This is a genomic window from Burkholderia sp. EMB26, assembly GCF_024730645.1.
GTDB classification, from domain to species: Bacteria; Pseudomonadota; Gammaproteobacteria; order Burkholderiales; family Burkholderiaceae; genus Burkholderia; species Burkholderia cenocepacia.
This window is the reverse complement of record NZ_CP078071.1, coordinates 1727365-1746560: the sequence shown is the minus strand read 5'-3', so window position 1 is coordinate 1746560 and position 19196 is coordinate 1727365. Positions and strand designations below refer to the sequence as shown.

Genomic DNA, 19196 nt, shown 5'->3' with positions numbered 1-19196 from the left:
CGGGCGCGCTCGCGCGGAATTGTCGATAATAGAACGTTGTTATTCACCGGATGCCGACGATGACCGAAGCCACCCAAGCCCAGCCTGCCGTTCCGCGCCTCACGAGCCTGTCGCACGGGGGCGGCTGCGGCTGCAAGATCGCGCCGGGCGTGCTGTCCGAGCTGCTCAAGCGCGCGACGCCGCCCGCGCTGTTCCCGGATCTGCTGGTCGGCACCGAGACGTCCGACGACGCGGCCGTCTACCGGCTCAACGACGAGCAGGCGATCGTCGCGACCACCGATTTCTTCATGCCGATCGTCGACGATCCGTTCGACTTCGGCCGCATCGCGGCCACCAACGCGCTGTCCGACGTCTATGCGATGGGCGGCAAGCCGATCCTCGCGCTCGCGCTGGTCGGCATGCCGATCAACGTGCTGCCGCACGAGACGATCGCGGCCGTGCTGCGCGGCGGCGAATCGGTGTGCGCGGATGCCGGCATTCCGGTCGCGGGCGGTCATTCGATCGATTCGGTCGAGCCGATCTACGGGCTCGCGGCGATCGGCGTCGTGCATCCGTCGCGCGTGAAGCGCAACGCGGCCGCACGCGCGGGCGACGTGCTCGTGCTCGGCAAGCCGCTCGGCGTCGGCGTGCTGTCGGCCGCGCTGAAGAAGAACCAGCTCGACGCCGACGGCTACGCGCAGATGGTCGCGACGACCACCAAGCTGAACCGGCCGGGCGCCGAGCTCGCCGCGCTGCCGGGCGTGCATGCGCTGACCGACGTCACCGGCTTCGGGCTGCTCGGCCATACGCTCGAACTGGTGCGCGGCGCGCAGCTCACCGCGCGCGTGCACTATGCGTCGCTGCCGTGGCTCGCGGGCGTCGAGACGTTCGTGGCCGACGGTGTGTTTACCGGCGCGTCGGGCCGCAACTGGGCCGCGTACGGCACCGACGTACGGCTCGCCGACGGGCTGCCGCCCGTCGCGCAGGCGCTGCTGACCGATCCGCAGACGTCGGGCGGGCTGCTGGTCGCGTGCGTGCCGGAGGCGGTCGACGACGTGCTCGCGTGCTTCCGTGCCGACGGCTTCGACCGCGCGGCCGTGATCGGCGAGATGGCGGACGGGCCCGCACGCGTCGACGTCGCCTGACGCCGGATTCATACCGCGTATCGTTTCGACGTCGCTGGAATCGATGCCTTCCATCGACGGTATTGATGCCATCGACGACCGATGAACGACTTCCTGTTCGGGCTGATGATCGCGCTGTCGGTCGGGCCCGTCGCGCTGATGATCGCGAACTACGGCATGCGCGCCGGCATGGCGACCGGCGTGCGTGCGGCGATCGGAGTGGCCGCTGCCGACGGCTGTTATGCGGTCGTCGCGTTCACCATCGGCGCACTGCTCGCGGGCACGCTCGCGTCGCATCTGTCGCTGTTCCGCCTGGTCGGTGCGTGCGTGCTGCTCGCGATGGGCGCGCGGATGCTGTGGCAGGCGCTGCGTGACCGGCGCCGCACGCTCGATGGCGACGTCCCGCCGCCGCCGGGCAATCGCCCGTTCATGTCGATGTTCTTCGTCACGCTCGCGAACCCGCTGACCATCCTGCTGTTCTACGGCTATGCGACCGCTGCCGCCGGCGCGCATCGGCACTGGCTGCTCGGCGCCGCGTGCGTGTTCGCGGGCAGTCTCGCCGGGCAGCTCGTGTTCGCGTTCGGCGGCAGCGCGATCGGGCGTTTCGTGAAATCGCCAGCGTGGCTCGCGGCGAGCCATGGGGTCGCCGCACTCGTCGTGCTCGGTTACGGCGTCGCGGGGCTGATGCGCGTGTAGCGCGGCGCGAAGCGGTCGACGTCGCGCACGGCGACGAACCCGATAGCATTCCTGATGTTTGCAAGGCCGCGACGAATGCGCGATTTTCCGTCGCGCAACACGCCTCCGTTCGCACGAAACACCGCCAGCCGTTTCGTAGTCGGGTTCCGCATCGCGTACGCCCGTTCTATACTCGTCGCGCAGTCTCCGAGAGCCGTTCTCACCCAACATCACCGAAACAAGGAACGCCGATGCTGACTCGCTCCATCCTTTCCGCCGCCGCATTCTCGCTTGCCGCCTGTGCGACCGCGCCGTCGATCGCGCAGGACAACCAGGGCAACGATGCAGGCAATGCAGCATTCGCCGAGACCGGCTCGCATGGCCGCCCGGTCAAGGTCATGATCATCACGATGTTCGGCCCGGAAGGCCAGGCATGGCTCGACCGGCTCGGCCCGTGGCGCGACATCACCGTGCCGGGCCTGTCGCCCGACTATCCGGCTGTCCACTGCAACAAGCAGGACGTGTGCGTGGTCACGACCGGGATGGGCTATGCGAACGCGTCGGCGACGATCATGGCGCTCACGTTCTCGCCACGCTTCGATCTGCGCCGCACCTATTTCCTGATCTCGGGCATCGCGGGCGTCGACCCCGCACAGGGCACGGTCGGATCGGCCGCGTGGTCGAAATACCTCGTCGATTTCAGCCTGCAGTGGGAGCTCGATGCGCGCGAGATTCCGGCCGGGTGGAACACCGGCTTTCTCGGCATCAACACGAAGAGCCCGAACGACAAGCCGCCGCTCGACTATCGCACCGAAGTGTTCCAGCTCAACCCGCAGCTGACCGACGCCGCGTACGCGCTGTCGCGCAACGTCGTGCTCGCCGATAGCGCCCAGGCGCAGGCTGCGCGCGCGAAGTTCACGTATGCGCCGGCGAACCGGCCGCCGACGGTGATCCAGTGCGATACGTCATCGGGCAACACGTGGTTCTCGGGCACGCTGATCGGCGAGCGCGCGCGTCAGTGGACCAAGATCCTGACGGACGGCAAGGGCACCTACTGCATGACCGCGCAGGAGGACAACGCGACGTATGAAGCGCTCAAGCGCGCGGCGAGCGTGAAGCGGGTCGACCTGTCGCGTGTGGCCGTGCTGCGCACCGGGTCCGATTTCGATCGGCCGTACGCGGGGCAGACGAGCGCCGACAACCTGCTGAACTACGCGGACCAGGGCGGCTTCGCCCCGGCGACCGAAAACCTGTACCGCGCGGGCAATCCGCTGGTGCAGGACATCGTCACGCACTGGGGCGAATGGCGCGACGGCGTGCCGCGTCGTTGACGGCCGGACGATGACTCAGCCGGCGGTCAACGCAGTCAATGCGATTGCGGGGCCGAACGGAACGGCGTCCAGACCGGCGTGGTGTCGTCCCAGTGATCGAGCGGCGAAGGAAGTTGATCGTTCATCATGTGCTCCTGCAACTAACTGACTCAGCGAGTCGTCGACAAAGTCGTTCGAAACGCCGCGCGCGGGGCAACCCGCCGCGCGGCGTCGCGCGTTTACCGGCCCCCGCCGGCGAGCTGGTTGCCTTCCGGCGTCGAGCGATACGGGCTTTGTGCGAGTTCGAGCCCTTGCGGATACGAAGTCGCCTTGCGCAGGTATGCGAGCGTGCCGTCCTTGCGGGCCTGCACGACTTCCGCGCTCACTTCGGCGCGCGTCCGCGGGCCGTTGTGTTGCGAGTACCACGACGTGTTGCCGTAGTCGCCGGCATGCGGGGTACCCGAATCGGCGAAGGCCGGTGCGGACACCGCAAGCGCGAGAGCAAGGGCCGAGAGAAGATGGCGGCGGTTCATGGCGTCACTCCTAGAGATGTCGGAGCTGGCGCTCGAGCGCTGACTCCGGTCCCGCCAGGCGGGATCTGTTCGATGCGCAACGAGGTGCGCGACAGGGTTTACTCTAGGTATCTGTTCCGGTGCGATAAATGCGGCAGACGCGAATTGAATTGTCGTGTCAGTGGAACAATCGTCATCCGCACCGCCGGCAGGGTTATGCGGAAATGGCCGGGAGCCCCGCGGCGCGGGCTTCGCCGGGATGCGCGACGGCGACGCGCAACGACCCGCGACGACGCACGCGGCCGATTGCCGCGGGTCGCGCAAAGGTTTACTGCGGATTCGGGAAGGATCGGGGCACCGCGCTTGACAGACGTGCCGGGCGGCGCTCAGGCGGGATGACGCGCGGGCCGTCCGGCCCGCGCGCGGAGGTCAGGCGATTACGCGACCCACTCGTTGATGACCGGCGTATCGAGCACCGGCGCGCGTTCGGCTTCCTCGAACGTGCGCTTGCTGCACGTCGCGTCGAGGCTGCCCTTGCCGCTCAGCAGCGGGCAACGGTCGAACACTTCGGCCACCCAGTCGACGAACACGCGCACCTTCGGCGACAGATGGCGGCTGTGCGGATACACGACCGAAATCGGCATCGGCAACGGCTTGACGCCGGGCAGCACTTCCTTGAGCCGGCCTTCGCGCAGGTGCGGCAGCACCATGAACAGCGGCGGCTGGATCAGCCCGAAGCCTTCGATTCCGCACGTCACGTACGCATCCGCGTCGTTTACCGACACGATGCCCTCCATCTTCATCTCGACTTCCTTGCCGTCGATCAGGAAGGTCCAGTCGATCGTGCGGCCCGTGCGGCTCGAGAAGTAGTTGACGGCCTTGTGCTGGTTCAGGTCGTCGATCGTCTGCGGCTCGCCGTGGCGCTCGAGATAATCGGGCGACGCGACGGTCACGCATTCGAACAGGCCGACGCGGCGTGCGACGAGCGACGAGTCCTGCAGCGCACCGACGCGGATCACGCAGTCGACGCCTTCCTGCAGCAGGTCGACCGGCCGATCGGACAGGCCGAGTTGCAGGTCGATGTCCGGGTAGCGCGTATGGAATTCGCACAGCGACGGAATCACGAGCAGCCGCCCGATCGAGCCCGGCATGTCGATACGCAACTTTCCGTGCGGCTTCCGGTTGTTGGCCTGGAAGCTTGCTTCGGTTTCCTCGACGTCCGCGAGGATCCGCACGCATCGTTCGTAGTACGCGGCGCCGTCCGGCGTGAGCGAGAGCCGGCGCGTGGTCCGGTGCATCAGCCGCACGCCGAGGAATGCTTCGAGATTCTGGATGATCGTCGTGACGGACGCTCGCGGCAAGCTGAGCGTTTCTGCTGCCTTGGTGAAGCTGCTTGTATCGACGACGCGAGTAAACACCTGCATGGCCTGAAGCCGGTCCATCACAACCTCCGCAATTTAATTTGCCGCCGGAACAAGAAGGCTGCGCTACCTCGTGGGTAAACGCAGCCTCGGATTGTTCGGGGGCGTTGAATTGTGTTGCCGGATTATAGGCATTTATCCCAATGTCTGCCGGACCCAGAATTCGTTCCATCTCGAAATGGATGCTGCATCGTCATGGACGCTTCTGAATTCAGCAAATTCCTGAAAGCCGCGCTGCCCGCGCAAGCCATAGCGGGCGCGGCGCTGACGGTTGCCGAAGTGGAAATTCCCGGCTACGCGCAGGACATCGTGCTGCGTCTCTACCGCCGCCCGGACAAGACCGGGTTGCCAGTAGTGCTTTATTTCCACGGCGGCGGCTTCGTCCGCGGTTCGCTCGAAGACGCGGATTTCGCCGCGCGTTTTTTAGCAGAACGCTTACCAGCTCTCGTAGTGTCGGTCGATTATTCGCTCGCGCCGGCCTTTCCTTTTCCGGCCGCGCCGGAGGATGCGTATCGCGCCGCCGTGTGGGCCGCGACACGCGCCCGCGCGTTCGGCGGCAACCCGAAGAAGATCGGGGTCGCGGGGCACGACGCGGGCGGCCAGCTCGCGAACTGCCTCGCCTTCATCGCACGTGATCGCGGCGAAGTGTCGATCGCCGCGCAGGCGCTGTTCGGGCCGATGCTCGACCCGAGCATGACGCGCATCGGCGACGCCGAGCGCCTCGCGTCCGACATCACCGCGCGCGAATGCGCGGCCTGTTATCGCGCGTATCTGCCGCAGGCCGCGCAGCGCATGCACCCGTACGCGGCGCCGATCGAATCGGTGCGCCTCGCGGGGCTGCCGCCGACGCTCGTCGTCACCGCGCAGAACGACGTGCTGCACGTCGAAGCGGAGAACTATGCGGGCTGCCTGATCTCGTCGGGCGTGCTCACGCAGGTGATCCGCTACCCGGACATCACGCACGCCGCGCTCGCCACGCACGAAGCCGCATTCGAGGAAGCCGTGCGCTTCTTCCAGTGCCGCTTCCAGGCCCGCCAGCCGAACCGTCCCGAATAACCAGAACCAATCCACGCTTACTGGAGATCCACATGGCCATCCTACGCACCTCCCGTTCCCGAATCGCGACCGCGGCGATCGTCACGCTCGCCGTCGTCGGCCTCGGCACGTTCGGCGCGATGCGCGTGAGCGCGAACGCCCCCGAGAAAGCGGCGGCGCCGCTGCCCGAAGTCGACGTCGCGACCGTCGTGCCGCAGACCGTGACCGACTGGCAAAGCTATTCGGGCCGCCTCGAGGCGGTCGAGAAAGTCGACGTGCGCCCGCAGGTGTCGGGCACGATCGTCGCGGTGAACTTCAAGGACGGCGCGCTCGTGAAGAAGGGCGACGTGCTGTTCGTGATCGACCCGCGCCCGTACCAGGCGGAAGTCGATCGCGCTGCCGCGCAGCTCGCGGCCGCGCAGGCCCGCAACGGCTACGCGCAGACCGACTGGCAGCGCGCGCAGCGGCTGATCGGCGACAACGCGATCGCGAAGCGCGACTACGACGAGAAGCAGAACGCGGCGCGCGAAGCGAACGCGAACCTGAAGGCCGCCGAAGCCGCGCTGGAAACGGCGCGCATCAATCTCGGCTATACGCGCATCACCGCGCCGGTGTCGGGCCGCGTGTCGCGCGCGGAAATCACGCTCGGCAACGTCGTGTCGGCCGGCGCGTCGGCCGCGCCGCTGACGACGCTGGTATCGGTGTCGCCGATCTACGCGTCGTTCGACGCCGACGAGCAGACCTACCTGCAATACATCAACGGCGCGCGCAGCGGCCGCAAGGTGCCGGTCGAGCTCGGCCTCGCGAACGAAACCGGCTACTCGCGCAGCGGCGAGATCGATTCGGTCGACAACCGGCTCGACACGTCGTCCGGCACGATCCGCGTGCGCGCCCGCTTCGACAACGCGGACGGCACCCTGGTCCCGGGCCTCTACGCACGCGTGAAGGTGGGCGGCAGCGCGCCGCACGAGGCGCTGCTCGTCGACGACGCGGCGATCAACACCGACCAGGACAAGAAGTTCGTGTTCGTCGTCGACCAGCAGGGCCGCGTGTCGTATCGCGAAGTGCAGCAAGGGATGCAGCACGGCAACCGGCGCGTGATCGTGAGCGGGCTGTCGGCCGGCGACCGCGTGGTCGTGAACGGCACGCAGCGCGTGCGTCCGGGCGAGCAGGTGAAGCCGCACATGGTCCCGATGACGGGCGGCGATGCGCCGTCCGCGCCGCTCGCGAGCACCGCGAAGCCGGCCGCACCGGCGAAGGCGGATTCGTAAGCGGCGCGCCGCTTCGCATCCGCGTTCAACCAGACAGAGCAACCCATGAACATTTCCAAATTCTTTATCGACCGGCCGATCTTTGCAGGAGTCCTATCGGTGATCATCCTGCTCGGCGGGGTGATCGCGATGTTCCTGCTGCCGATTTCGGAATATCCGGAAGTCGTGCCGCCTTCGGTGATCGTGAAGGCGCAGTACCCGGGCGCGAACCCGAAAGTGATCGCCGAGACGGTCGCGTCGCCGCTGGAAGAGCAGATCAACGGCGTCGAGGACATGCTCTACATGCAGTCGCAGGCGAACAGCGACGGCAACATGACGATCACCGTCACGTTCAAGCTGGGCACCGATCCGGACAAGGCCACGCAGCTCGTGCAGAACCGCGTGAACCAGGCGCTGCCGCGCTTGCCGGAAGACGTGCAGCGGCTCGGCATCACCACGGTGAAGAGCTCGCCGACGCTGACGATGGTGGTCCACCTGATCTCGCCGGACAACCGCTACGACATGACCTACCTGCGCAACTACGCGCTGATCAACGTGAAGGATCGTCTGTCGCGGATCCAGGGCGTCGGCCAGGTGCAGCTGTGGGGTTCGGGCGACTACGCGATGCGCGTGTGGCTCGATCCGCAGAAGGTCGCGCAGCGCGGGCTGTCGGCCGAGGACGTCGTGCAGGCGATCCGCGAGCAGAACGTGCAGGTCGCGGCCGGCGTGATCGGCGCATCGCCGTCGCTGCCCGGCACGCCGCTGCAGCTGTCGGTGAACGCGCGCGGCCGTCTGCAGACGGAAGACGAATTCGGCGACATCGTCGTGAAGACGACGCCGGACGGCGGCGTCACGCACCTGCGCGACATCGCGCGGATCCAGCTCGACGCGTCCGAGTACGGGCTGCGCTCGCTGCTCGACAACAAGCCGGCCGTCGCGATGGCGATCAACCAGTCGCCGGGCGCGAACTCGCTGCAGATCTCGGACGAGGTGCGCAAGACGATGGCAGAACTGAAGCAGGACATGCCGGCGGGCGTCGACTACAAGATCGTCTATGACCCGACGCAGTTCGTGCGCTCGTCGATCAAGGCCGTCGTGCACACGCTGCTCGAAGCGATCGCGCTGGTCGTGATCGTCGTGATCGTGTTCCTGCAGACCTGGCGCGCGTCGCTGATTCCGCTGATCGCGGTGCCGGTGTCGATCATCGGCACGTTCTCGCTGCTGCTCGCGTTCGGGTATTCGATCAACGCGTTGTCGCTGTTCGGGATGGTGCTCGCGATCGGGATCGTGGTCGACGATGCGATCGTCGTCGTCGAGAACGTCGAGCGCAACATCGAGAACGGGATGAACGCGCGGCAGGCGACCTACAAGGCGATGCAGGAAGTGAGCGGGCCGATCATCGCGATCGCGCTGACGCTGGTCGCCGTGTTCGTGCCGCTCGCGTTCATGTCGGGCCTGACCGGCCAGTTCTACAAGCAGTTCGCGATGACCATCGCGATCTCGACGGTGATCTCGGCGTTCAACTCGCTGACGCTGTCGCCGGCGCTGTCCGCGATCCTGCTGAAGGGGCACGGCGACAAGGAAGACTGGCTCACGCGTGTGATGAACCGCGTGCTCGGCGGCTTCTTCCGCGGCTTCAACAAGGTGTTCCATCGCGGCGCGGAGAACTACGGCCGCGGCGTGCGCGGCGTGCTGTCGCGCAAGACGCTGATGCTCGGCGTGTATCTCGTGCTGGTGGGCGCGACGGTGCTCGTGTCGAAGGTCGTGCCGGGCGGCTTCGTGCCCGCGCAGGACAAGGAATACCTGATCGCGTTCGCGCAGCTGCCGAACGGTGCGTCGCTCGATCGCACCGAGAAGGTGATCCGCGACATGGGTTCGATCGCGCTGAAGCAGCCGGGCGTCGAGAGCGCGGTCGCGTTCCCGGGGCTGTCGGTGAACGGCTTCACCAACAGCTCGAGCGCGGGCATCGTGTTCGTCACGCTCAAGCCGTTCGCGGAACGGCACGGCAAGGCGCTGTCGGCCGGCGCGATCGCGGGTGCGCTGAACCAGAAGTACGGCGCGATGAAGGATTCGTTCGTCGCGGTGTTCCCGCCGCCGCCGGTGCTCGGCCTCGGTACGCTCGGCGGGTTCAAGATGCAGATCGAGGATCGCGGCGCGGTCGGCTACGCGAAGCTGTCGGATGCGACCAACGACTTCATCAAGCGCGCGCAGCAGGCGCCTGAACTCGGCCCGCTGTTCACGAGCTACCAGATCAACGTGCCGCAGCTCAACGTCGATCTCGACCGCGTGAAGGCGAAGCAGCTCGGCGTGCCGGTGACCGACGTGTTCAACACGATGCAGGTGTATCTGGGTTCGCTGTACGTGAACGACTTCAACCGCTTCGGACGCGTGTACCAGGTGCGCGTGCAGGCCGATGCGCCGTTCCGCCAGCGCGCGGACGACATCCTGCAACTGAAGACGCGCAACGACAAGGGCGAGATGGTGCCGCTGTCGTCGCTGGTCACCGTGACGCCGACGTTCGGCCCGGAAATGGTCGTGCGCTACAACGGCTACACGGCGGCCGACATCAACGGCGGCCCGGCGCCCGGCTTCTCGTCGGGGCAGGCGCAGGCCGCGGTCGAGCGCATCGCGCACGAGACGCTGCCGCGCGGCGTGCGCTTCGAGTGGACCGACCTCACGTACCAGCAGATCCTCGCGGGCGATTCGGCGATGTGGGTGTTCCCGATCAGCGTGCTGCTCGTGTTCCTCGTGCTCGCCGCGCTGTATGAAAGCCTGACGCTGCCGCTCGCGGTGATCCTGATCGTGCCGATGAGCATTCTGTCGGCGCTGACGGGCGTGTGGCTCACGCAGGGCGACAACAACATCTTCACGCAGATCGGCCTGATGGTGCTGGTGGGGCTGTCGGCGAAGAACGCGATCCTGATCGTCGAATTCGCGCGCGAGCTCGAACACGACGGCAGGACGCCGCTCGAGGCCGCGATCGAGGCGAGCCGGCTGCGGCTGCGCCCGATCCTGATGACGTCGATCGCTTTCATCATGGGCGTGGTGCCGCTCGTCACGTCGACCGGCGCGGGTTCGGAAATGCGTCATGCGATGGGGGTCGCGGTGTTCTTCGGGATGCTCGGCGTGACGCTGTTCGGGCTGATGCTGACGCCGGTGTTCTACGTCGTGCTGCGCACGCTCGCGGGCGGCAAGATTCACGTCGCCGGCAAGGACTCGGCGGGTTATGGCGTGTCGCCGTCGGGTGCGTCGGCTTCCGATGCTTGAGGATAGAAAGATGGACAACATGCACAACACGAACGGCCTGATGCGCTTCGCGAAGGTGGCGGCCGCGAGCACCCTGCTCGCGACGCTGCTCGCCGCGTGTGCGGTCGGCCCCGACTACCAGCGTCCCGACGCGGCGGCGCCCGCCGCGTTCAAGGAAGCGCCGACCCTTGCCGCCGGCGAGCAGGCCGGCACGTGGAAGACGGCCGAGCCGTCGGATGGCGAACACCGCGGCGAATGGTGGAAGGTGTTCGGCGACCCGGTGCTCGATTCGCTCGAGACGCAGGCGCTCGCCGCGAACCAGAACCTGAAGGCCGCGGCCGCGCGGGTCGAGGAAGCGCGGGCGGCGACGCGTTCGGCGCGCTCGCAATGGTTCCCGCAGGTCGGCGCCGGTTTCGGGCCGACGCGCGAGGGGCTGTCGTCGGCGTCGCAGTTCCAGCCGCAGGGCACCGGCCCGACCAACGCGACGCTGTGGCGCGCGCAGGGCACGGTGTCGTACGAAGCCGATCTGTTCGGCCGCGTCGGCCGCAACGTCGAGGCGTCGCGTGCCGACCAGGCGCAGAGCGAAGCGCTGTTCCGTTCGGTGCAGCTCGCGCTGCAGGCCGACGTCGCGCAGAACTACTTCGAGCTGCGACAGCTCGATTCGGACCAGGACCTGTACCGCCGCACGGTCGAGTTGCGCGAGCAGGCACTGAAGCTCGTACAGCGCCGCTTCAACGAAGGCGACATCAGCGAGCTCGACGTGTCGCGCGCGAAGAACGAACTGGCGAGCGCGCAGGCCGATGCGGTCGGCGTCGCGCGCCGGCGCGCGGCGTCCGAGCATGCGCTCGCCATCCTGCTCGGCAAGGCGCCCGCGGATTTCGCGTTCAAGGAAACGCCGATCGTGCCGGTCGCGGTGAAGATTCCGCCGGGCTTGCCGTCCGCGCTGCTCGAACGCCGCCCGGACGTGTCGGCGGCCGAACGCGCGATGGCGGCCGCGAACGCGCGGATCGGGCTCGCGAAGTCGGCGTACTTCCCGAAGCTCGATATCACCGGGTCGTTCGGCTATGAAGCGTCGACGCTCGGCAACCTGTTCCTGTGGTCGAGCCGTACGTTCCTGCTCGGGCCGTTCGCCGGCACCGCGCTGACGTTGCCGCTGTTCGACGGCGGACGGCGGGCGGCCGGCGTGCAGCAGGCGCGCGCGCAGTACGACGAGCAGGTCGCGAATTACCGGCAGCAGGTGCTCGTCGCGTTCCGCGAGGTCGAGGACAATCTTGCTGATCTGCGTTTGCTCGATGATCAGATCCGTGCGCAGGATGCGGCCGTCAACGCGTCGCGTCGGGCGGCGACGTTGTCGCGGACACAGTATCAGGAAGGTGAGGTCGCGTATCTCGATGTGATCGACAGTGAGCGGTCGGTGTTGCAGTCGCAGTTGCAGGCGAACCAGCTAACCGGTGCGCAGGCGGTGTCGACCGTCAACCTGATCCGCGCCCTGGGCGGCGGGTGGGGGAATGCGCCGGCGCCGACGGCGGTGGGTGATGCGGCGTCTGGCAAGGCTGACGTAGCTGCGCGGTAAGCGCGAACGGCGGGCGATTCGTCGCTTGCCGGCCGTGAAGCGAAGAACCCCGGCATGCAGGCTCAGGTCTGCATGCCGGGGTTTTGTATGGTTCATCGTAAATTGGCGGGGAGGAACGTCGGCGATCGGCCATTTTGATACGCTCGATGCCGCCGATCAAACCGTTGACAATCATCTTTCCCGGACACGCACCGATCGGCATGAGCGCAATCGAATTGTTGAGACCTACGCTTGCTTTGCTGCCGCGCTACGTTTCGGCGCTCGAGGCCGGATGGTCGCCTGACAACGTCCGTAAGGCGATCGCCGCGCGCGAACAATTGGATGCTATCGGCGTCGATGCCGTGCGATTCGTGAACGGACTGGACGATCCCGCTGCATCGGGCGGCCCGATTCCTTTACCCGATGGCGCGACCGTCGCGCGGCTCCCGAGCATTGTCCGCTGGATATGGGACGGTGATTTCTGCGGCGCGATCGGATTTCGTTGGCAGGTCGGAACCGCCGAGTTGCCGTCATACGTACTCGGACATATCGGCTTCTCGGTTGTGCCGTGGAAGAGGGGAAACGGCTACGCCACGCAGGCGCTCAATCTGATGCTGGGCGAAGCGAAGACAGCAGGTCTGCCCTATGTCGAACTAACGGTCGATCCGGAGAATATCGCCTCGCGGAAGGTGATTGCTGCGTGCAATGGTGTATTGATCGAGCACTTCAGAAAACCGGCCGCCTACGGATTCGCCGAGGCTCTTCGCTATCGCATTGAATTGAACGACTGAGCAGGGCGCGGTTCGGAAAGGCAGCGCTATCTGGAGGGAGTTTTCGACGGCATTTTCTATGCGCCGATCATTGCGATGAAGGACTTGCCGCGTGCAGTGAAGCGACATGGTTGTGCCGTCAATCTCGGGATGACCAACATGCATATGGCCGCAATCGTCGATAAATATATGACTGATAACCCAGATCGCTGGGGCGCGGTGACCAACAATGCGTACGCAGCCAATGGTTCAGGCATGTAGAAAAATCGGCACCCCTGCAGAATAGACGTTCACAGAGGGCCGTATAAGTCATTCAATTACGCGGATGTCATTTTCTATCGACGCGACGAATAATCAGTAATGGGATGGAGCGGACGTTATCAACATTGACCATTTTTGAGATTCGCTAGATCCGCTGTTCTGTACAATCGCCTGCGAGGGCAAAGTGAAATTACCACTTAGCAAGCGTGCGTAGGGATAAAGAATGGTATGCAGATGGATGTGCGTAATCTAATGCATTTCATTCGAGGCGGGTTGATTCAGCAAGACCGGCTTCTCAAGCTTGACACGTCATTGGGACACGACATGTTGCTCTCGCACCAGATGATCGGTGATGTGCGACTCGGGCGCGACTTTGAGTTTGTCGTCGATGTTGTTTCGACGACGTCGAGCGTCGAGCTCAAGAACCTTATTGCGCAACCTGCGACGCTGTGGATCCAGCAGGGTGGTGGTTCGTATGCGCCGCACAACGGCTACGTGCATACAGCGAGACGTCTCGGAGCAGACGGAGGGCTGACATTTCACCAGCTCACGATCTCCTCGTGGATGCACTTCCTGCGATTTCGTCGCGACCAGAAGATCTGGCAGGACAAACCGGTCGATGCGATCGTCACCGACGTTTTCAACGCTCATCCCCAAGCACGCGGCTTCTTCGAGTTTCATCTGTCCCGGACCCTGCCGTCACTCTCCTTCTGCCGCCAGGACGAAACTGATTGGAATTTCGTCCACCGGCTCCTTGAATCGGAAGGGCTCTACGGCTACTGGAAGCACGACAGCGACGGCAAAGCACATCGCCTCGTCATCACCGATCGCCTGACAGCACTCGACGAACCGCTGCCGCTCACTTTTTCACGCGCGGGCACGACGGTCGCATCGGACGCACTCACGGAGTGGAGCGGCACACGAACGTTGCAGAGTACGTCGCTGACCACTCGCACGTTCGACTACAAGAACCCTGCGAGCGCTTTCAACGCGAAGGGCACATCGTTGCCGACGATGCCAAATCAAGGCGCGCTACCGGAGCAAGCGGAGGTGTATCAGTACACCGGCGCGTACACCTTTATGGCCCAGGGCCGAGGTGACGCGCTTTCGAAAATCCGCCTCGAAGAATGGGAATCGCGGTCGAAGCGCTTTTTTGGTATCGGTGGATGGCGAGCAGCTGACGCTGGCAAACGTTTCACGTTGAACGGACATCCCGATCACGATGGCGATTCGAGCGAGCAGCGCGAGTTCGCGGCGATTGCGGTGCGTTGGATCGTGCGAAACAATCTACCGATCACTCAGACATCCGCCCGGATGCTCCATAGCCTGGACCGTCGGATTGCAGAATCAGCGATTGCAGACCTGGACAGCGGCGCGTATACCTTGATCGGAGCAGATGGATCCACGGGCGCCTTTCACGTTGAGATCGAAGCGCAGCGGACCGTGGTACCGTTCAGGAGCCCTTTCGAACACGCCAAGCCGACGACACACCTCGAAACTGCGATCGTGGTCGGGCCGAAGAACGAAGAGGTCTACACGGATGAGCTGAACCGTATCAAGGTGCGTTTCATTTGGGATCGCATCAATGAAGGCAATGAGAGCGCATCTTGTTGGGTACGCGTTGCGCAATCCGATACCGGCAGCGGGTACGGTGCTGTCCATCCGCCGCGGGTCGGCGAAGAGGTCTTGATCGATTATGTCGGTGGAGACTGTGACCGTCCGATCGCGATCGCACGAGTCTACAACGGCGCGACGAAGCCTCAGTGGCATACGAACGGTCTGCTGTCGGGCTATCGCTCGAAAGAGTTTGCCGGAGCGGGATACAACCAGATGGTAATGGACGACTCGACCGGCCAAAACCGCGTGCAGCTGTTCAGCAGCCACGGAAACTCGGCGCTCCATCTCGGCTATTTGATCCAGCATACCGGGAATTCACGGGGCGACTATCTAGGTAGTGGCTTCGATCTCCGGACGGACAGTTACGGCGCCATCCGCGCGAATCGCGGATTGTACGTCACCACGTATTCGAAAGCGGCGGACAGCCAACCGCTCGACGCGCGCGAAACGCAAGAGCAACTAGTGCGAACCGAGAGCTTGCTCGAATCACTCTCCGACGCGAGTACAGCACACGACGCCGAGGGCATGCAGGCCGGATACGACGCACTGAAGCAGCTGACCGATGCGTCGCAAGAGTCGGCCACGGGTTCCGCGTCCGGGGGGCGCACAGCTGGCGGTGGCACGGGTACAGCGAATACCTTCAAAGAGCCGATTATGCTTTTTGGCAGTCCGTCGGGTATCGCGCTGTCGACGAACGAGACCGCTCATTTGTCCGCCGCGCAACACGTCAACATCGTCAGCGGTCAGAGCACGCACGTGGCAGTGGGGAAGTCGCTGATCGCGAGTGTCGCCAACAAGTTAAGTATCTTCGCTCAAAATGCCGGCATGAAATTGTTCGCAGGTCGCGGCAAGATCGAGGTGCAAGCGCACTCGGACAACGTCGAGCTTACCGCGCAAAAATCGGTCAAGGTGTTATCAGCGACCGCCAAGGTCGAAGTCGCGGCGGATCAGGAGATCTACCTAACTTCCGGCGGCGCCTACATCCGCATCGCGAACGGTGACATTCAGATTCACGCACCGGGCAAAATCGATATCAAGGGCGCGACGCACAGCCTGGACGGACCGACCGCGCAGGGTTACGTGCTCCCTGGACTACCTCACGCGGGCGATGTTCCGCGATATCACGAGCAGTTCCACCTGGTCGACGACGACGGCAAGACTGTGTTGCCGCACACACGCTACGAGATCGAAAGCGAATCGGGCAAAAAGTGGAGCGGCTATAGTGACGCAAACGGTTTCACCCAGCATGTGTATACCGATCAGCCTGAGTCTCTTTCTCTGACAGTCTACAAGGAGGTCGATGATGACAGCGACGAAGAAGCGTAAAACCGAGAAGCGTCACGTGAAGCACGCGTCGACGACCGGGACCGATCAGAAGTCGCTGGTGAAGGCAGTGGTACAGAACGACTCGGGCGAGTGGGTCCGGCCGTCAACGGGCGACAAGTTCGTGATCGACGAGACGCCAAAATTTCCGGAGATCACGTTCGAGATTAAGACCGAACAGCCTCCACCGTATCAATGGAAGTGGACGATTACATGGGACGCACAGGTGAGCGGACTACGGGAAAAGCCTCGCGGAAAGAAGCTCAAAACCTTCTCTGACACCGGTTCGTTCTCGATCAATGACAAAACGTGGGTGGCGGATCCGGGGGGGAAGATCTTGGGCGGGAAATTGGTCGTCGAGGTCACAGCGGGTACGGAGCAATTCCGACGCACCGTATTTATCGTGGGCACCAACCCGAGCAAGGACGCTGTCCTGGAGTTCCTGAAGACCCAGAAGGATGCCGTCGGCTTTGATCGTGTGATCAATCAGGAAAGTCACTTCAAGAATTTCATCAACGCGGATAACGAACCCGTCGTCGCATTCGACAACGGGTACGGCATGACGCAAATGACCAATCCAGCGCCCACCTACGAACAAGTGTGGAACTGGAAAGAGAACATCAAGGTCGGCATCAAGCTTTATCAAGAGAAGCAGGGGTATGCCAAGAACGACTTGGCTGGCCATCCATATACCGAAGACCAACTGATCCGGGCGACGTTCTCTCGATGGAACGGCAGTGTCTACTACCGGTGGGACGAATCATCGAAGGCATGGGTTCCCAATGGCACGATTATGTGCGATCCGGACACCAGCAACATTGGCTGGGATATGTCGAAAGATGCAAATAAGGGTAAGACTGTGGAAGAATTGCACAAGCGCGACAAGGACACTTACAAGAGTGGGAAGGCAGGTCGTTCCGATGAACACGCTTGGATCTATTCGGGTATCTGTTATGCAGACCACATGGCGAACAATTAAGAGGGTATTGTGTGGAGTGTTTGTCTGTACTCTCAGCGTCGCCGCGCTTGCACAGACCCCGGCACCGCAGTTTGTACAGCTGAGCGCAGGACCCATTGTCCAGGAACATTCGCACCGGTTGGTGGTGACCGACGCGCGGCACGGCAAGTTGCGAACGCTCGAGGTTCCCGGCGCGATACGGCGTGCGTTGGTGTCGTCATCCAGCGTTGCATTTCCTGCGGCGCAGTCCAGCGTAATCGACGGCCATGAATTCATCATGGTGGTGGTCAATCAATCGTCTAGCGACAACCCAACGGGCTACTGCGGGGCGGGCGAGGAAGGAACGCTTTACGTACTACGCTTGGATGGCAAACGTGCAGAACTCGCCTACTCTACGCTGGTGCAGAGTTGCCTCAAGAATATCGACTTGTTTACCGATTCAGGGAACAAGTCTCCCTATCTTGCGATCGCGTGGACGGACGGCGGAGACGGCTTCTGGATTCACTGGGCGAATTACGCAAAACCAGAACCCGTTACTCGACGATATCGCTATGCGAATGGAAACTTCGTCGTCGATAGCGAGCTTCCTAAGTGACCGTGGATTTCTTCATCGCGCTCGACGGACGCGGGCGCCAGCCACCGACGCCGTTGAAGGACCTCAAGCCCACGGTTCTGCTCGTTCGCCCGGAGCAAGATCTTTGCTGGCGCGGCAGCGTATGGGTTCGCGGCGTCTTCGACGGGACGCATTGCATGCGCCTCACTGCCGTGGCCAACGGTATCCGTCTTGAGCAGGCGGAGACGTTCTCCGGGTTGCTCGCCGGACGATTGACCAAAGACGTGATCCAGGAAACGCGGCGTGAATTTCAGTTGATGAATACTGCGGTCAAGCGTCGCGCGGAAGCGAATCCGTCATGAGGCCGCATCGCCGATGCAGTCGACAACGGCAGTCGTGGGCCGACCATTTCGAGCCGATCGAGCTCGCTATCCAATTGGGCGCTGCATGACGATCAGGTCGCCGGTAAATCTCGGACTGTTCGCGCGTCGAATCTCCTCAAAGCCCTCGCGCTGCCAGAATGCGTGTGCACGAGGGTTGGTCGAGACGACTGCAAGTTGCGCGGCGCGATAGCCCCACTCGCCCGCCATCTCGATCAACAGCTTCAAAGCGGCCTTTCCATGGCCTCGGCCCTGCCTCGCTTCGGTGAGAAGCATCAGGCCAATCCATATGCAGTCGTCCGTCGGATACGAACGAATCACATCTGCGCAGCCGATCATCTCGCGTTCGGCAAAAAACCCGAAGACTGATTTTTGTGCTGCGTTCGTGCCCGCTGGCTTGCCGAAGAAGAAATCGTCGACGTCTTCCGGGGAGGGCGCGCGGCCTTCAACGAGTTCCGTGTACGACGGTGCTTCATTGAAGACGCGCAAGACGTTTGCGCAGTCGCTGGCGGATTCGCTGACAAGTGGGCGCGCTGTGAGCATCGGGTACTCGAGCGAAAGGGAAAATTCGATTCTAAGCTGGCTCGTTCGGCAGTGGTGCGCTGCACCGTCGCCGCGAACGTCCGCTTTCGATGCGCGTCACGGACGGAACCGCACCGATGGACGCAAGAGCCGAATGCCGGTCTCGGTCAAAACGGTGGCCGTGCAATCGTGGAGTAGTATGCCCCCATGCCCAGGTCATTGTCCGGCCTCTGCGGCTTCGTACAGCCGACTCATCCGTGACGGCGGCATTGATGGGAATGCATCATGTCAACCGAGTGGAAGCACCGCGTCAGACTGTTTGTCCAGCGTTTCTGGCAGCCGACCAGCGCGTGCATGACCTGCATGCCGGGGAGCTGGGGAAATGTCACGAGCCTTGCCCACTGGACCATCGCATTTCATACGGGGCTGCTGACCGGGCTCCTGGCTGTACTTCTGACTTTCACGCCGGTGGGGAAACTCTATGCGCATCGATATGGCAATGCGCTGGTCGTTGGCGTCCTGACGACGTTGGGCGATGCGTACTCGCACACGAGTCATTACCGTATCCCCTATGTCGAGCACATCGTGACGGGTGCCATTTCAGGTCTATTGGCGCTTGCGGCCTCCTATCTCTTCGAAGATCGCGCGCGACGTCTTCGGGCGGCGTGGACTCGGGTTGTCGGACGGCTTGTCCGCTGACGTTCCCGG

17 protein-coding genes are annotated in these 19196 nt (G+C 63.8%); 14 read left to right on the top strand and 3 right to left on the bottom strand.

The window, feature by feature from the left end; genetic code table 11:
• Positions 1-59: 59 nt before the first annotated feature.
• The 3 genes from selD (at position 60) to KU887_RS24580 (ending at position 3109) form a co-directional block, all read left to right on the top strand.
• Positions 60-1124: a selenide, water dikinase SelD gene (gene selD, locus KU887_RS24590; protein WP_258255699.1), complete on the top strand. Its 1065-nt coding sequence runs from the start codon at positions 60-62 to the stop codon at positions 1122-1124.
• A gap of 81 nt (positions 1125-1205) precedes the next feature.
• Entirely contained in the window at positions 1206-1799 is a 594-nt protein-coding gene (locus KU887_RS24585; RefSeq protein WP_258255698.1) for a LysE family translocator, read from the top strand.
• Between the two features lie 230 nt (positions 1800-2029).
• Positions 2030-3109 carry a purine nucleoside permease gene (locus KU887_RS24580; RefSeq protein WP_006494232.1) on the top strand — a complete coding sequence of 360 codons (1080 nt, stop codon included), beginning with the start codon at positions 2030-2032 and terminating at the stop codon, positions 3107-3109.
• 218 nt (positions 3110-3327) lie between these two features.
• Here the strand turns inward: KU887_RS24580 and KU887_RS24575 are convergent, their stop codons facing one another.
• Together KU887_RS24575 and ceoR are read right to left on the bottom strand one after the other, a co-directional pair.
• Entirely contained in the window at positions 3328-3621 is a 294-nt protein-coding gene (locus KU887_RS24575) for a DUF4148 domain-containing protein (RefSeq protein WP_006491979.1), read from the bottom strand.
• Positions 3622-4037: 416 nt separating this feature from the next.
• Positions 4038-5042 (bottom strand): putative multidrug efflux transcriptional regulator CeoR, encoded by a 1005-nt coding sequence (ceoR, locus tag KU887_RS24570; protein ID WP_006484497.1) that lies wholly within the window; start codon positions 5040-5042, stop codon positions 4038-4040.
• A gap of 174 nt (positions 5043-5216) precedes the next feature.
• Here ceoR and KU887_RS24565 point away from each other — a divergent pair, with 174 nt between their 5' ends.
• The 10 genes from KU887_RS24565 to KU887_RS24520 all read left to right on the top strand — a co-directional run bounded on the left by KU887_RS24565 (position 5217) and on the right by KU887_RS24520 (position 17948).
• On the top strand, positions 5217-6077 hold the full coding sequence (locus KU887_RS24565; RefSeq protein ID WP_006484499.1) for an alpha/beta hydrolase: 861 nt from the start codon (positions 5217-5219) through the stop codon (positions 6075-6077).
• Between the two features lie 32 nt (positions 6078-6109).
• Positions 6110-7327 carry a multidrug efflux RND transporter periplasmic adaptor subunit CeoA gene (gene ceoA / locus KU887_RS24560; RefSeq protein WP_006484484.1) on the top strand — a complete coding sequence of 406 codons (1218 nt, stop codon included), beginning with the start codon at positions 6110-6112 and terminating at the stop codon, positions 7325-7327.
• Between the two features lie 45 nt (positions 7328-7372).
• Positions 7373-10573, top strand: coding sequence for a multidrug efflux RND transporter permease subunit CeoB (ceoB, locus tag KU887_RS24555; RefSeq protein ID WP_006484500.1), 3201 nt, complete (start codon positions 7373-7375; stop codon positions 10571-10573).
• Between the two features lie 10 nt (positions 10574-10583).
• On the top strand, positions 10584-12125 hold the full coding sequence (gene opcM / locus KU887_RS24550) for a multidrug efflux transporter outer membrane subunit OpcM (protein ID WP_060263349.1): 1542 nt from the start codon (positions 10584-10586) through the stop codon (positions 12123-12125).
• Positions 12126-12271: 146 nt separating this feature from the next.
• Complete coding sequence (locus tag KU887_RS24545; RefSeq protein ID WP_249183126.1) at positions 12272-12895, top strand: GNAT family N-acetyltransferase; 624 nt, start codon at positions 12272-12274, stop codon at positions 12893-12895.
• Between the two features lie 75 nt (positions 12896-12970).
• Entirely contained in the window at positions 12971-13135 is a 165-nt protein-coding gene (locus KU887_RS24540) for a hypothetical protein (protein WP_154641174.1), read from the top strand.
• A 234-nt stretch (positions 13136-13369) separates the two neighbouring features.
• On the top strand, positions 13370-16078 hold the full coding sequence (locus KU887_RS24535; protein WP_258258448.1) for a type VI secretion system Vgr family protein: 2709 nt from the start codon (positions 13370-13372) through the stop codon (positions 16076-16078).
• On the top strand, positions 16056-17054 hold the full coding sequence (locus KU887_RS24530) for a hypothetical protein (protein WP_226245371.1): 999 nt from the start codon (positions 16056-16058) through the stop codon (positions 17052-17054). The genes KU887_RS24535 and KU887_RS24530 overlap by 23 nt, the downstream gene beginning before the upstream one ends.
• Positions 17029-17628, top strand: coding sequence for a hypothetical protein (locus tag KU887_RS24525; RefSeq protein ID WP_124675170.1), 600 nt, complete (start codon positions 17029-17031; stop codon positions 17626-17628). Before KU887_RS24530 ends, KU887_RS24525 begins: the two co-directional genes overlap by 26 nt.
• Positions 17625-17948: a hypothetical protein gene (locus KU887_RS24520; protein ID WP_059720619.1), complete on the top strand. Its 324-nt coding sequence runs from the start codon at positions 17625-17627 to the stop codon at positions 17946-17948. Before KU887_RS24525 ends, KU887_RS24520 begins: the two co-directional genes overlap by 4 nt.
• Before the next feature lie 66 nt (positions 17949-18014).
• On the opposite strand, the gene KU887_RS24515 is transcribed toward KU887_RS24520, so the two are convergent.
• Positions 18015-18509, bottom strand: coding sequence for a GNAT family N-acetyltransferase (locus KU887_RS24515; protein WP_059720620.1), 495 nt, complete (start codon positions 18507-18509; stop codon positions 18015-18017).
• Positions 18510-18773: 264 nt separating this feature from the next.
• Here KU887_RS24515 and KU887_RS24510 point away from each other — a divergent pair, with 264 nt between their 5' ends.
• Positions 18774-19187 (top strand): hypothetical protein, encoded by a 414-nt coding sequence (locus KU887_RS24510; RefSeq protein ID WP_258255695.1) that lies wholly within the window; start codon positions 18774-18776, stop codon positions 19185-19187.
• Positions 19188-19196: the final 9 nt, after the last annotated feature.